Annotated in this window: 11 protein-coding genes and 1 pseudogene; 7 read left to right on the top strand and 5 right to left on the bottom strand. The window is 62.3% G+C overall.

The features are described 5' to 3' along the window. The first annotated feature begins 2 nt into the window (after positions 1 to 2). Together relA and mazG are read left to right on the top strand one after the other, a co-directional pair. Complete coding sequence (gene relA, locus MU846_RS08215; protein ID WP_246951537.1) at positions 3 to 2,246, top strand: GTP diphosphokinase; 2,244 nt, start codon at positions 3 to 5, stop codon at positions 2,244 to 2,246. Between the two features lie 181 nt (positions 2,247 to 2,427). Next, positions 2,428 to 3,234 (top strand): nucleoside triphosphate pyrophosphohydrolase, encoded by an 807-nt coding sequence (gene mazG, locus MU846_RS08210; protein WP_246951535.1) that lies wholly within the window; start codon positions 2,428 to 2,430, stop codon positions 3,232 to 3,234. A 229-nt stretch (positions 3,235 to 3,463) separates the two neighbouring features. On the opposite strand, the gene MU846_RS08205 is transcribed toward mazG, so the two are convergent. Together MU846_RS08205 and ada are read right to left on the bottom strand one after the other, a co-directional pair. After that, a complete protein-coding gene (locus MU846_RS08205) occupies positions 3,464 to 4,114 on the bottom strand; it encodes a DNA-3-methyladenine glycosylase family protein (RefSeq protein WP_246951533.1) in 651 nt (216 codons plus the stop codon). Then, positions 4,111 to 5,178, bottom strand: a complete 1,068-nt coding sequence (gene ada, locus MU846_RS08200) for a bifunctional DNA-binding transcriptional regulator/O6-methylguanine-DNA methyltransferase Ada (protein WP_246951531.1) — start codon at positions 5,176 to 5,178, stop codon at positions 4,111 to 4,113. The genes MU846_RS08205 and ada overlap by 4 nt, the downstream gene beginning before the upstream one ends. A 199-nt stretch (positions 5,179 to 5,377) precedes the next feature. On the opposite strand from ada, the gene MU846_RS08195 reads away from it, so the two are divergent. After that, positions 5,378 to 6,415 (top strand): porin, encoded by a 1,038-nt coding sequence (locus MU846_RS08195; RefSeq protein ID WP_246951529.1) that lies wholly within the window; start codon positions 5,378 to 5,380, stop codon positions 6,413 to 6,415. 755 nt (positions 6,416 to 7,170) lie between these two features. Here the strand turns inward: MU846_RS08195 and MU846_RS08190 are convergent. From MU846_RS08190 to fabA, 3 genes and pseudogenes are all read right to left on the bottom strand, one after another. Next, positions 7,171 to 7,369: pseudogene (locus tag MU846_RS08190) on the bottom strand (transposase); the annotation flags it as partial. Between the two features lie 184 nt (positions 7,370 to 7,553). Further along, positions 7,554 to 8,768, bottom strand: a complete 1,215-nt coding sequence (fabB, locus tag MU846_RS08185) for a beta-ketoacyl-ACP synthase I (RefSeq protein ID WP_246951527.1) — start codon at positions 8,766 to 8,768, stop codon at positions 7,554 to 7,556. A gap of 92 nt (positions 8,769 to 8,860) precedes the next feature. Beyond that, positions 8,861 to 9,379, bottom strand: a complete 519-nt coding sequence (fabA, locus tag MU846_RS08180; RefSeq protein WP_246951525.1) for a 3-hydroxyacyl-[acyl-carrier-protein] dehydratase FabA — start codon at positions 9,377 to 9,379, stop codon at positions 8,861 to 8,863. 637 nt (positions 9,380 to 10,016) lie between these two features. On the opposite strand from fabA, the gene MU846_RS08175 reads away from it, so the two are divergent. The 4 genes from MU846_RS08175 to MU846_RS08160 are packed head-to-tail and all read left to right on the top strand — an operon-like array spanning position 10,017 to position 14,054. Further along, positions 10,017 to 11,993 carry a heme lyase CcmF/NrfE family subunit gene (locus tag MU846_RS08175; RefSeq protein ID WP_246951522.1) on the top strand — a complete coding sequence of 659 codons (1,977 nt, stop codon included), beginning with the start codon at positions 10,017 to 10,019 and terminating at the stop codon, positions 11,991 to 11,993. Then, positions 11,990 to 12,565, top strand: coding sequence for a DsbE family thiol:disulfide interchange protein (locus MU846_RS08170; protein WP_246951520.1), 576 nt, complete (start codon positions 11,990 to 11,992; stop codon positions 12,563 to 12,565). Before MU846_RS08175 ends, MU846_RS08170 begins: the two co-directional genes overlap by 4 nt. Further along, on the top strand, positions 12,562 to 13,032 hold the full coding sequence (locus MU846_RS08165; RefSeq protein ID WP_246951518.1) for a cytochrome c-type biogenesis protein: 471 nt from the start codon (positions 12,562 to 12,564) through the stop codon (positions 13,030 to 13,032). The genes MU846_RS08170 and MU846_RS08165 overlap by 4 nt, the downstream gene beginning before the upstream one ends. Continuing rightward, a complete protein-coding gene (locus tag MU846_RS08160) occupies positions 13,029 to 14,054 on the top strand; it encodes a TPR domain-containing protein (protein WP_246951516.1) in 1,026 nt (341 codons plus the stop codon). Before MU846_RS08165 ends, MU846_RS08160 begins: the two co-directional genes overlap by 4 nt. Positions 14,055 to 14,152: the final 98 nt, after the last annotated feature.

Below are 14,152 nucleotides of genomic sequence, written 5' to 3'. Positions count from 1 at the left end.
CGATGGTAACGGTTCGCCGGCAGTCAGCGGAAGCTGGCCCTGACAGCGATCTCGCCGCCTGGCTCGCCAGTGTGGCTGCGCGCTGCCATCTTCAGGACACCACGCTTCTGGAGCGCGCTTGCGAGCGCGCCAGGGGCTGCGAAAAAGCCGGCGATCTGGCTGGCCGCCGCTGGCCCTACGGTATCGGCTGCTACCGCATCGGCCTGGAGATGGCCGAGATACTGGCCGATTTGCATGCCGATGGCGAAGCACTGCCTGCGGCGGTGCTGTATCGCGCCGTGCGCGAAGGCCACCTGTCACTGCTTGAAGTGGAGCGGGAATTTGGCGAAACCATCGCCCGGATGGTCGAGGGCGTGTTGCGTATGGCGGCGATCAGCGCGGTGCTCAACCCCAGCCGCAAACCGGTGCTGGGCCAGCAGGAAGGCCAGCTCGACAACGTGCGCAAGATGCTGGTGGCGATGGTCGACGACGTGCGTGTGGCGTTGCTCAAGCTGGCGGAGCGAACCGTCATCATCCGTGCGGTGAAAGATAGCGACGAGAGCCACCGCCAGAAAGTGGCCCGGGAAATTTTCGATATCTATGCGCCGCTGGCGCATCGGCTGGGTGTCGGCCAGCTCAAGTGGGAGCTGGAGGATCTTTCGTTCCGTTACCTGCAACCCGGTGCCTACAAGAAAATTGCCCGCCTGCTGGACGAGAAACGGCTGGATCGAGAGGAGTATATCGCCCAGGTTGTCGAGGAAATCAAAGGACATCTGGCGCGCTCGGGCATCGAAGATGTGCAGGTGGACGGCCGCGCGAAACATATCTACAGCATCTGGCGGAAGATGCAAAAAAAGCATCTGGATTTTTACGAGGTGTACGATGTGCGTGCCGTGCGCATTCTGGTGCCGGAAGTGCGCGACTGTTATGCCGCACTGGGCGTGGTGCACTCGCTCTGGCAGCACGTGCCGACCGAGTTCGATGATTACATTGCCACCCCGAAGGAAAACGGCTATCAGAGCTTGCACACGGCAGTGGTGGGGCCGGATCGCAAGATGCTGGAAGTGCAGATTCGCACCTACGAGATGCACGACGATGCCGAGCTTGGCGTGTGCGCGCACTGGCACTACAAGGAAGGCCCGCGCCGCCGCAAAGGGCAGGATGACCAGAAGATCGCCTGGTTGCGCCAGGTGCTGGAATGGCACGATGAGCTGGGCGAAGCCAGCCTGACCAACCTGGTTGATGATCTGCGCGCCCAGCACAGCAGCGAGCGCGTTTACGTCTTTACCCCCGAAGGCCACGTGGTGGATCTGGAGGCCGGCGCCACGCCGGTGGATTTCGCCTATCAGGTGCACACCGAGGTGGGGCATCGCTGCCGGGGCGCCAAAGTGAACGGCCACATTGTGCCGTTGCACTACCGCCTCAAGACCGGCGAGCAGGTGGAGATTCTCACCACGCGGGAAGGCGGGCCAAGCCGTGACTGGCTCACCGCCTCGCTGGGCTATGTGCGCACCTCATCGGCGCGGGCGCGTATTCAGCAATGGTTCAAGCGGCAGGATCGCAGCACGCACATCTCGCAGGGGCGTGCCATTCTGGAGCGCGAGCTGTCACGGCTGGCGGTCGGGCAGATGGATCTGGACAAGCTTGCGCCGCGCTTCAATCTGAAAGGCGGCGAGGATGTGCTGGCAGCACTGGGCGCGGGCGATTTGCGCCCGGCCAGTGTGGTCAATCATTTGCAGGGCTTGCTGGAAGCAGATACCGGCCAGCAGGAGCTGGAATTCATACCGCGCAAAGCGCATAAGCGCGACGAAGGCAGCAGCGATATCACCATCGAGGGCGTCGGCAATCTGATGACGCATATCGCCGCATGTTGCCAGCCGCTTCCCGGCGATTCGATCATGGGTTACATCACCCAGGGGCGTGGCGTGACCGTGCACCGGGCGGATTGCCCGAACTTGCTGGCGATGCAAGCGGATGATCCGCTGCGGGTCATCGAAGTCAGCTGGGGCCATGCGGATCGGATCAGTTATCCGGTGGATATTTTTGTGCGCGCCTGGGACCGGCAGGGGTTGCTGCGCGATCTGCTGTCGGTGCTGGCCAACGAGCGCGTCAATGTGACCGCCGCGCATACTGAATCCCATCAGGACGACAACACCGCCACCATGTTGCTGACCATCGAGATATCCACCCTGGGGAATCTTGGCAAGGTGCTGGCACGCATGGATCAGCTGCCGGGCGTGCTGGAAGTCAGACGCTATAAAAACTGACGGCGATAGCAAGGGGGCCGGGGCGCCGCGCTGGCGCATGTCGGCAATCATATCGGCGCCGGTTTTATCGGGCCGGCCCCACGGGCAATGCACAGCAGCCGCGCAACATGCCAGTGCCGTCCGAGCCACTACATGGGCAACTACATGCGTGACGCACGAATAGCCACAATCGAGTAGCCACATGAGCCGCCACGTTATCGAAGAAATGCTCGCCATCATGGCGCAACTGCGCGACCCGGAGCACGGCTGCCCCTGGGATCGCGAACAGAATTTTGCCAGCATCGCGCCCTTCACCATCGAAGAAGCGTTTGAAGTGGCCGAAGCCATCGCGGCCGGTGACATGGACGGGTTGCGCGACGAGCTGGGTGACCTGCTGCTGCAAGTGATATTCCATGCGCGCATGGCAGAAGAGCAGGGCCTGTTCGATTTCAGCGATGTGACGCGGGGCCTGATCGACAAGATGGTGCGCCGTCATCCGCATGTGTTTGATGATCGGCAAGGCGCCTCCGTTGCCGAGATCAAGACAACCTGGGAAGCGATCAAAGCCGCCGAGCGGGCTGTGACCGGCGTGGTGCATACGAGCGCGCTCGACGGCGTGCCACAGGGCCTGCCGGCGTTACAGCGCGCAGCAAAGCTGCAAAAGAAAGCCGCTCGGGTGGGCTTTGACTGGCCAGAGGTTGCGCCGGTGCTGGCGCAAGTGCGTGCCGAACTGGCCGAGCTGGAACAAGCCATGCAAAGCGGCGACGCCGAGGCGGTAGCCGATGAATTGGGCGATGTGCTGTTCTCGGCTGTGAACCTGTCGCGCCACCTGCGCGCTGATGCGGATATGGCCCTGCGCGGCGCCAGCCACAAATTCGAACAGCGTTTCCGCTTGATGGAGCAGCAGGCGGCAGACGCCGGCCACACGCTGGATAACCTGAGCAGCGACGAGCTGGAGGCGCTCTGGCGCGCTGCAAAGCAGCGGCTGGCGGCGCCTGACCGAGTATAGCCGGGTAGCGTGGCGACTGCGGCCCGTTGATCGTGCAGCCGTGGTTTTTTGAAGCATCGGCGCTTTGAAGCGGCGGCGCTTTGACACAGTGGCGCTCTAGAATAATGGCGCTCTAATAAATAGCGGCGCCCTGAAGTAGAGGCCGTTTGACGCAGTGATCCTGCTGGTGCAGTAGCCTTCTAGCGCCGCGACCTTCTAGCGCCGCGACCAAGTGACGCGTCGGCCTGCCTCAGCCGGGCAGGGCGCCAGCGCGTGACAGATCCACCACCCGCCACAGATACCAGGCAGCGGTGGAGCGATAGGGCTGCCATGGCCGGGCGCTCTCCAATAGTGCCGCCGGTGTCGGTTGCGTCGGCAGGCGCTTGAGCAGGCGCCACCCCTCGCGCACCCCGAAATCTCCCACCGGCATGATATCCGGCCGTGCCAGCGTATCCATCAGCACCATTTCCGCGGTCCAGCGGCCCACCCCCCGCAACTGCGTCCATTGCGCGATCAGCGCTTCGTCATCGCAGCGCAACGCCTTGGCGCGAGTGGTGATAATCCCGGCCAGCCGGCCTTCGGCGATGCCGCGCAACGTCTCGATCTTGCGTGCAGAGAGCCCGCAGCTGCGCAGCATCTCGGTGGGCGTGGCCAGCAGCGCGGCCGGTTGCGGGAAGCGTTGGCGCGGGTACAACGCCAGCAGCCGAGCGGTGATGGCTGCGGCCGCGCGGCCGTGCAGTTGCTGGTAAATCACGGCGCGGGCCAGCGCCTCATAAGGGGAGCGCTGCGGCGCGGAGGGCGGCGGCCGAGGCCCGGCCAGGCGGATCACCGGGCGCCAGTCGTCATCGGATCGGCAAAGGTGTTGTATCGCCGGCTCCCCGAGCCACGCCATAGTCGTCATTCCGGCTCGTCTTGGTGCGCTTCCGACGCCAGCAACTGCTGCTTGCGATGCAGCCCCCAGCGGTAACCGGACAAGCTGCCATCGCCACGCAACACCCGGTGGCACGGCACCAGCACCGCGATCGGGTTGGCCGCGCAGGCGGTGGCGACAGCACGGGCCGCACCGGGCGCACCGATGCGTTGCGCCACCTCGCTGTAGCTGACAGTTTCGCCAGCCGGAATACGGCACAGCGCCTGCCAGACACGTTGCTGGAACGCGGTGCCGCGAATATCCAGCGGCAAGGCCGGCGCCTGGCGCGGATCATCCACGCTGGCGATCACGCTGGCGAGCTGGGCGGCGAGCGCGTCGTCATCCCGTGCCAGCTCGGCCTGCGGGAAGCGTTCCGCCAGGTCGGCTGTCAGCAGGTTGTCATCATCGCCGAGCAAAATGGCACAAACGCCCTGAGTGCTTGCTGCCGCCAGCACACGGCCAAGTGTACTCGGGCCGATGGCAAACCGGATGCGCTCATCGGGCGCACCGCGACGAAACTGGCTGGGTGTCATGCCAAGTATCCTCTGGCTGTGATGATAAAACCGGCCCGGTGACCGAAAACCCGCCGCATACAACGCGGTAGTGACGTCATCGCCGGCTGCCAGCCGCTCCCGCACCCGCTGGTCACGGCAGGCATCGGCATAGCCTTTCGGCGACAGGCCGGTGAGGGCGCGAAAACGCCGCTGGAAATGATAACGGCTCAACCCCGCCTGCGCAGCCAGGCTGGCCAGATCGGCGGCCGCCCCCGCTTCTATGCGGCGGCACGCGGCGATCACCAGCGCATGGTGAGGGTCGGTGGCGGCTACCGGCTGGCAACGGCGGCAGGGCCGGTAGCCCGCTGCGAGCGCCTCCGTTGCCGTGGCAAAAAAGCGCACGTTCTCGCGGCGAGGGCGGCGCGAGGCACAGCCCAGGCGACAAAATATCCCGGTGCTCACCACCGCGTATAAAAAGCCGGCCCGGGCATCCTTGTCGATCAGCGCCTGCCAGCAATGATCCGGGGCGGGCAGGCTTGCGCCGTGAGAGTGATTGGTCATGCGTTCCAGTTTGCCTCGGCCAGCGCGCCTGTGCATCTCGAAAGTTGCGCTGCAATCGGAAAACCGGCGCCAAGTTCCCGTTTAATAAAAACTTCATAAACAGGAAACCTGCCTGTCACCTGCTCTTTCCATACTGCGCGCCAGTCGTAGCAATGTTGTTACGTCGCTAACGAAATGACCCTGATTTGGGAGATCACGAATGAACAAGAAGTTGCTTGCGATGGCGGTGGGGGCTGCAGTGTTGTTGCCGGGCGTAGCACTGGCAGACATTTCCATTTACGGTCGTGCACACCTGTCCCTGGACCAGCTGGACGACGGTAACGACTACAACGAACTGAACCTGTCTTCGAACTCTTCCCGTCTGGGTTTCCGTGGCGAAACCAAACTGGGCTCCGGCGATTTGACTGCGTTCTTCCAGATCGAACAGGAAATCAACTTCGCACAAGGTAAAGGCAACGAGTGGGCTGGCCGCGACACCTTTGCTGGCCTGAAAGGCGACTTCGGCCGTGTTCGCGCCGGTCAGTTCGACTCCCCGTTCAAACGCGCTCGTGGCCCGGCCAACCTCTTTGGTGACCAGTTGGGCGACATGCGTAACCTGACACGCGTGGACGACGCCCGCTTTGACGAGCGTATGCCGAACACCATCGAGTACCAGACCCCGGACATGAACGGCTTCAAAGCCACTCTGGGCTATTCGATCCACGAAGGTCAAAACCATGTGGATGATACAAAGGGCGAAGGTGTGAGCCTCTCGCTGGCATATGCGCAGGGCGCCTTTGAAGGTGAGCTGGCGTATGAAGGCTATGGTGAGGATCACGGCCGTGGGGAGCGCGAAGCAGTCCGTGCTGCCGCCGCGTACAAGCTGGGTGATTTCAAGGTAGTCGGCTTCTACCAGACTTCCGATTACACCGACGACGCTGATCCGGTACTGGAAGATGAGCTGACTGCTGACGTGTGGGGCCTGGGTGGTGAGTTCAAGGCCACCGAGAAAACCTACCTGCGCGCCATGTGGCTGAGCCGCGACGCTGATGCAGACGATTCCAAGACAGACATGATCACTGTGGGTGTCGAGCACCGTCTGGATCGCGCGTTCCGCATCTACGCCAACTACGCCGTCGTAATGAACGACACGAATACCAACCTGACCCCGTGGAACCAGGCGCGCACCACCAGCACCGCTGGTACGCAGGACGAAGACGCTTCCGGCTTCTCCCTGGGCGCTCGTTACGACTTCTGATCTGCCTCGCGCAACCAGAAGTATCCAGAACACCCGCCGCGTTACGGCGGGTGTTTTTTGTCTGCGTAAGCCAGAACGAATCGGGTTGTGTTGCTCTGCATCACGCCCGCTTTTGATCGAGCGCCCGGCTGCATCTCGCCGGTTTCATTATCGCGCCAGCTTTGCCGATGAAGGGCTTGTCAGATCGGGATAGCTCAATGGGAAGAGAGCGCGATCACGGGGACAGCTTGATGCCGGGATTGTCCCAAGCAGGGGGTAGCTCGATTCCGCGAATCTGGTGAGTCGGAGATGGCTCAATCGGCAATAGCCCGAGTGCCGCGTGTGAGGCGTGGTTTTTTTGGGTTCACCGTCGATTTTCGTGGAACCATTTTCGATATCCGCGAAAGTACCAATGGGTTGTCCAAAATACCGAGCTTTTTTGCTCCCCTTTCCCTTGTGGGACAAGCGAAGCGCAAAACAGCCGCAGGCTTGCCCGAAGGGCAAGCGAATAAGCTTTTGCCCCCCTCTCCCCTTGCGGGAGAGGGGTTGGGGGAGAGGGGGCGACGAACTTCCAGCTGTCACGATACCAGCTACATGTTGCACTACTTTCACTTGTCTTCAGGAGAAATTTCCATAAAAACTCCACAGCAGAAAATACCGAGCGTTATCCAGTTTCGTTCTTGATCAAGTGCCGGGTATATTTTTACTGCCACAATCTCCCCCTCTCCCCAACCCCTCTCCCACAAGGGGAGAGGGGCTAAAAAATCATCGCTGTTACCGGGGAATGGGGCACGGATTTTCAGGAAGAAATACTCCTGATCCCGGTAGCCGTAGGCCCCGCGTTTGATCACCTTGGTGGTGTTATTGATGCCCTCGACGATGCTGGGGTCCAGCGGATGGCGGCAACGTGACAAGATGCTGTGGAGGCGGTTTTTCAGCCTTCGTGCGAACAGGGGTTAACGCAGCAATGTCGTAGTTCTCAGCTTCGTGGCACCCGCTACCCCAAGCTTTCCTTGTCCCGATTGCGGCATCGCTCATTCGCTGCAACACAATGCAGGTGACGGATATAGAAAGAAGTAACGGCAGGGGTGGTTGACGGGCAGGTTCTTGATGGATTGCACCCCCGCAGCCGCTCACGGCGCTGCGAGGGTAGCAATACTCAGCTATACCGCTTCAACACCAACGACGCATTGGTGCCGCCAAAACCGAAGCTGTTGCTCAACACCTGATTCAGCACTTTTTCTTCTGTCTTGCGCAGAATAGGCAGGTCAGCGGCGGCTTCGTCAAGTTGGTCGATGTTGACGGAGCCGGCGACAAAACCATGCTGCATCATCAGCAGGCAATAAATCGCTTCCTGCACGCCTGCGGCGCCAAGTGAGTGGCCCGACAGGCTTTTGGTGGAGCTGATCATCGGCACGCCGCCCGCGGCAAAGGTTTCCCGAATCGCCTTCAGCTCGGCCAGATCGCCGACCGGCGTGCTGGTGCCGTGGGCGTTGATGTAATCAATCGGGCCTTCTACGGTAGCCAGTGCTTGCTGCATGCAGCGGATTGCGCCTTCGCCGGACGGTGCAACCATGTCGTGACCATCGGAGGTGGCACCATAGCCGACGATTTCTGCATAGATTTTCGCGCCGCGTGCCTTGGCGTGCTCGAGTTCTTCGATCACCAACATGCCGCCGCCACCGGCGATAACGAAACCATCCCGTTGCGCGTCATAGGCGCGGGACGCTTTTTCCGGGGTGTCGTTATATTGCGTCGACAACGCGCCCATGGCATCGAACAGGGCGCTCATGGTCCAGTGTTCTTCCTCGCCGCCACCGGCGAAAACGATGTCTTGCTTGCCGAGCTGGATCTGTTCCATGGCCGTGCCGATGCAATGCGCGCTGGTGGCGCAAGCGGAGGCGATGGAATAGTTCACGCCCTTGATCTTGAACGGTGTGGCCAGGCATGCGGAGACGGTGCTGGCCATGGTGCGGGTCACCATGTACGGGCCGATGCGCTTGATGCCGCGCTCGCGGCCGATATCTGCGGCATCCACCTGGTTGCTGGAAGAGGCGCCGCCCGAACCGGCAATCAGCCCGGTGCGCACGTTGGAAACCTGCTCTTCGGTGAGGCCGGCATCGGCGATGGCCTGCTGCATGGCCAGATAGGCATAGCAGGCCGCATCACCCATGAAACGCCGTGATTTGCGATCAATCAGCGCGTCAAAATCCACCTCCGGGGTGCCGGAGATCTGGCTGCGCATGCCCTGCTCGCGATAACTGTCGTTGTAGCGGATGCCCGAGCGGCCTTCGCGCAGCGCCTCGGTGATGGTTGTCTGATCGTTGCCCAGGCAGGAGACGATGCCCATCCCGGTAATCACAACTCTTTTCATCGGTTTTCAACCTCAATACACGGAACCGGGCGGCGGTCATGCCAGCCCGGCTATTGCCCCCGCCTCGCCACTGTTGCGTGGCAGGCGCACACCTAAAAGCCTTCTGTGGAACCGAACAGGCCCACGCGCAGATCCTTGGCGTGATAAATTTCGCGTCCATCTACCGACACAATGCCGTCGGCAATGCCGAGTGTCAGTTTGCGAGCCATGACACGCTTGATGTCCAGGCGATAGGTGACGGTGCGTGCCGTAGGCAGAATCTGCCCGGAAAATTTCACTTCGCCGACGCCCAGCGCACGGCCCCGGCCCGGATGGCCAAGCCAGCCCAGATGAAAGCCGACCAGTTGCCAGAGGGCGTCCAGGCCAAGACAACCCGGCATCACCGGGTCGCTCTCGAAGTGGCAGGCAAAGAACCAGAGATCGGGTTTGATATCCAGCTCTGCGGTAATCTCGCCCTTGCCATGGCTGCCGCCGGTATCACAGATGTGGGTGATGCGATCCATCATCAGCATATTCGGCAGGGGCAGCCTGGCATTACCGTCACCAAACAGCTCGCCGCGTGCGCAGGCCAGCAAGTCGTCCCGGTCAAAACTGTGCTTTCGTGCTTCCATCAAGTCCTCAAGGGCCTGTTATATATGTTGTCACCGGGCGGGCCTGAGCCGTTGCATGAAGAGCGAGGCCGCCGGTGCGATAGCTGTAAACGCGGGCATGACACGGATGCTGCCGCTGTGTGCCAGCCGGGTCACGACAGGCTCAGCTCTGGCCGTGCCGCAGCCGGAGACGTGTGTGCCGCAGGCCATCGGGCTGCGGAACACCGGCTCGCCGGGCCGGTCTCACCGGCATCAGGGCGCGGCTATCATAACAAAGCGTTTGTGACAGTCGCGAACACCCATGCTGCTGAATTATGTCAAGGTGTTGCAGGGCCGGCCCCCGGCGGAGTGGGTAAGGCGGTGGCTGATCGCGTGTTTGACGAGGATCATTGCAGTGCCGTGAAGGCGCCATAAAAAAGCCGCAATAGCTTGAAATATGGCGCTTTCTCACCCAAGCTATGCGCCCGCGACCGAACCATCGGCAAAGCGTGTCGCGCAGGCCGGGCACAGTGCTCCGGCCGTCCCTGAAGCGGGCTCCTCGCACGGCGAGGGCAGCACCCGCCCCCCGAAAGAGAATCATGACCGTTCCGGCAGCATCGGCCTGATGTGCGGGGCAGTCCAGAACCGGCCCGGTGTCGGCGGGCCCAGAGGAGTACCTGTGACGGCGGAACTGGGACATTTTGCAGTCTGGATGGCGCTGGTGCTGGCCTTGTTGCAGTCGGTGCTGCCGCTGATTGGCGCCTGGCGCGGCAACATTGCCTTGATGAGTACTGCACGGCCGCTGGCCATCATGCAACTGCTGCTGCTGACGATTGCGCTGATCGCACTCGGCTACGCTTTCTACTTCAATGATTTCACCCTGGCTTATGTGGCCAATCATTCCAATTCCGCGCTGCCCTGGGGTTACCGGTTGTCGGCAATCTGGGGTGGCCATGAGGGTTCATTATTGTTGTGGGTGTGGATGCTCGCGGGCTGGGGAGCGGCGGTAGCCTGGCTGAGTAAAAGTGTGCCGGCGACCATGGTGGCCCGTGTGCTCGCCGTCATGGGCATGATCGGCATCGGCTTTCTGTCGTTCATGCTGTTCACCTCCAATCCCTTTGATCGCCTGTTGCCGTGGTTCCCGCTGGATGGCGCGGATCTGAACCCGCTGTTGCAAGACCCCGGGCTGATCGTGCACCCGCCGATGCTTTATATGGGCTATGTGGGTTTTTCCGTCGCCTTCGCGTTTGCGGTGGCCGGGCTGCTGGCCGGGCGGCTCGACCCGGTGTGGGCACGTTGGGCAAGACCCTGGACGACGATTGCCTGGGCGTTTCTCACCGTCGGTATTGCGCTGGGCTCCTGGTGGGCCTATTACGAGCTGGGCTGGGGCGGCTGGTGGTTCTGGGACCCGGTGGAAAACGCATCGCTGATGCCCTGGTTGTCGGGCACCGCGCTGATCCATTCGCTGGCGGTGGCAGAGAAGCGCAATCTGTTTCGCGCCTGGACGGTGCTGCTGGCCATTCTCACCTTTTCACTCAGCTTGCTGGGCACTTTCCTGGTGCGCTCGGGTATCCTCACTTCGGTGCACGCGTTTGCCAACGATCCCGAGCGTGGCACCTTCATTCTGATTTTTCTGGCGCTGGTGGCGGGCGGTTCGTTGTCATTGTTTGCCCTGCGCGCACCCAAGCTGAAGAACAACGCCGGCTTTCGGCTGTTGTCGCGGGAGAGTTTCCTGCTGGGCAATAATCTGCTGCTGTTGACGGCCACGTTTGTGGTGCTGCTCGGCACCTTGTTCCCGTTGATCGGCGATGCACTGGATGTGCGTATTTCGATCAGCGCGCCGTACTTCAACAAATTCTTTGTGCCGCTGACGCTGGTGCTGATGGCGCTGTTGTCGCTGGGCATGATCAGCAACTGGAAATCCCATCGTGGTGATGCGTTTCGTCGCCGGGTGCTGCCGTTGATTCCGGCGTCGCTGGTCGGCGGCCTGCTGGCGGCCTGGCTGCCGGGCGGCACGCCATGGCTGGGCACGCTGGGTTTCATCATGGTGGCCTGGGTGGTGCTGGCGCACCTGGATGACATGATTCGCAAGGCGCGGGCATCTCGGGGCAGTTTTTTTGCCGGCCTGTGGCGCCTTTCCAATGGCTACAAAGGCATGGTGCTCGCTCACTGCGGGCTGGCGCTGCTGGTCGCCGGAATCATTCTGGTGACACACCACGAGATCGAGCGTGATGTGCGCATGGTGCCCGGCGATACCGTTCAGGTGGGCGGCTACGATTTCGCCTTTGTCGATGTCGGCCCCCGTGCTGGCCCCAACTACGATGCCATGCGCGGAGAGTTTCGGGTGACGCGCAACGGGCGTGCCGTGACCACCATGTATCCGGAAAAACGCACCTATCGGGTGGGCGGGCAAGTCATGACGCAGGTGGCCCTGCGGCCGGGGCTGATTCACGATTTGTATGTCGCACTGGGTGAGCCGTTGGACATGCCGGGTGCCTGGGCGGTGCGCGTGTATTTCAAACCGGGTGTGCGCTGGATCTGGGCGGGTGCCTTGTTGATGTCGCTTGGTGGTGTGCTGGCGGTCATCGACAAGCGTTACCGCCGTCGCCCGGCGCGGGATACAACCGCGCAGGCTGTTGCGGAGGGTAGCGCATGAAGCGGCCGATCTGGGCATTGGTGCCGCTGCTGTTGCTGCTCGGGCTGGTGGTGATGCTGTACAACGGGCTGGGCCGCGATACCGAGACGCTGCCGTCGCAATTGGTTGGCCAGCCGATGCCGCCGTTTCAGTTGCCATCGTTGCTGGGTGCAGACAGCGAGCTGGATGAATCGCTGTTCCGTGGCCGCTGGATGCTGCTGAATGTCTGGGCCACCTGGTGCCCGACCTGCTACGTCGAACATCCTTATTTCATGCAGCTGGCACGCGAAGGCGTCGCCATTGTCGGGCTCAATTACAAGGATCAGGACGACAAGGCGCGGCAGTATCTGGCCGAGCTGGGCAATCCGTATACCCACGTGGTGGTAGATAAACGCGGCACGTTGGCGATGGATCTGGGTGTGTATGGTGCCCCGGAAACCTATCTGGTGAATCCGGAAGGCAAGATCATGCTGCGCCACGCAGGCGAGGTGAATGCCCGTGTGTGGGCGCAGAAATTTGCGCCGCTGTGGCCCGGCCGAGAGGCCCTTGAACAAGACGCTGGACGAGACGCCCACGGAGGAAAAGCGCCGTGATCCGATTGCTGAAGCACGCGTTGCTGGTGTGCCTGTTTTTTCCCACGCTGGCGTTGAGCGCCATTGATGTGTACGAATTCGATACGGCGGAACAGGAAGCGCGTTTTCGCAGCCTGACGCAAGAATTGCGGTGCCCGAAATGCCAGAACCAGAGCATTGCCGATTCCGACGCGGATATTGCCAGTGATATGCGCGCACGCACCGCAACGATGGTGCGTGAAGGCGCGACAGACAAAGAAGTGGTGGAGTTTTTCCGCGCCCGCTACGGTGATTTTGTCAGCTACCGGCCACCGCTGGCATTGAACACCGTGCTGCTATGGTTCGGGCCGGCGGTGGTATTGCTGCTGGGTGGTTGGCTGGTGGTGCGGCAATTGCGCCGCGCAAGCGCAGCACCGCTGGATGACGACGAAATAGCGCAGCCGCCCGAGGCGGATGAAGATGACCGCCACGGGAGCAGCGGACAATGATGACGGCAATGTTGTTGGCGCTGGCCGTAGGCACACTGCTGTGGCTGGCCTGGATGTGGCGGCGGGAATCGGCGCGCCTTGGCGAGCCACTGACCAGTCGTTGGCTGTTGGCGGTGGCGCTGGTGCCGGTGCTCGGGCTGCTGGTTTATCTTGCTGCGGGATATCGGCAGGGTACCGCCGAATGGCTGGCGGATTATCAGACGCTGCGCCCGGTGGCCGAGCGCCTCGCCGCTGGCCTGCCTCCGGAAGATCTGAATCGTGATGTATCGCCGGCGGCGCTGGTCCGCGTGTTGCAGCGGCAATTGGCAATCACGCCCAGTGCCGAAGGCTGGTATGCCCTGGGGCTCCTTTACGGTGAGTTGCAGGCGCCGGAAATGGCTGTGCTGGCGGCGCGCCGTGCATTGGAGACTGCGCCGCAGATGGTGCCGGCGCGGCTGCTGCTGGCCCAAGGGCTGATTGGTGAGGCAGAAGGGCGTTTGACGCCAGAGGCGCAGGAGCTGCTTGCCGGAGTACTGACCGAAGACCCGGAACATGACGGTGCACGGATGCTGCTGGGCATGGCGGCAACGCAGAATCGCCAATATGCGCTGGCCGCAGAGACTTGGCGCGCGCTGCTGGCCCGCCACGCCGACAGCGAAGCCGGGCCGGTATTGCAGCGCAGCCTGGATTACGCCGAAGCACAGCAAGCGCTGGCGGAGCGTTTCGAGGTGGTGACCGTGACCATAGAGGCGCCGCCGGAGCTGCCGCCGGGCGGCTCGCTGTTCGTGTTTCTCCGGGTGGAAGGCCAGCGCGGCCAACCGCTGGCCGCTCGTCGTGTGCTGGTGGACAGTTTTCCGCTCACGGTGGCGCTCACAGGGCAGGATTGGCTACAGCCTTATCCGGACGCCCAAGCCGCCGTCGAGGTGGGCGCTCGCTATAGCGCGGCCGCCGCGGGCGGGGTCGATCAGGCGGAACGCAGTGCCGAACCAGCCGCGCTGGTGGCGGGGCAGCCGGTCATTCTAAGCCTGCCGATGGAGCCCTGAGCTGCGTTTACAGCACGCAAGCGAGACAAATTGCGCGCTTGTGGCGCGCTGGCGAGCAAGGTAAAGTGGCGCGTTTTCGAGGTGCGGACGCTTTGCCG

It is taken from the genome of Alcanivorax quisquiliarum, assembly GCF_023051175.1.
Lineage (GTDB): Bacteria > Pseudomonadota > Gammaproteobacteria > Pseudomonadales > Alcanivoracaceae > Isoalcanivorax > Isoalcanivorax quisquiliarum.
Note: the sequence above shows the minus strand (reverse complement) of the source record. Positions and strands in the feature narration are given on the sequence as shown.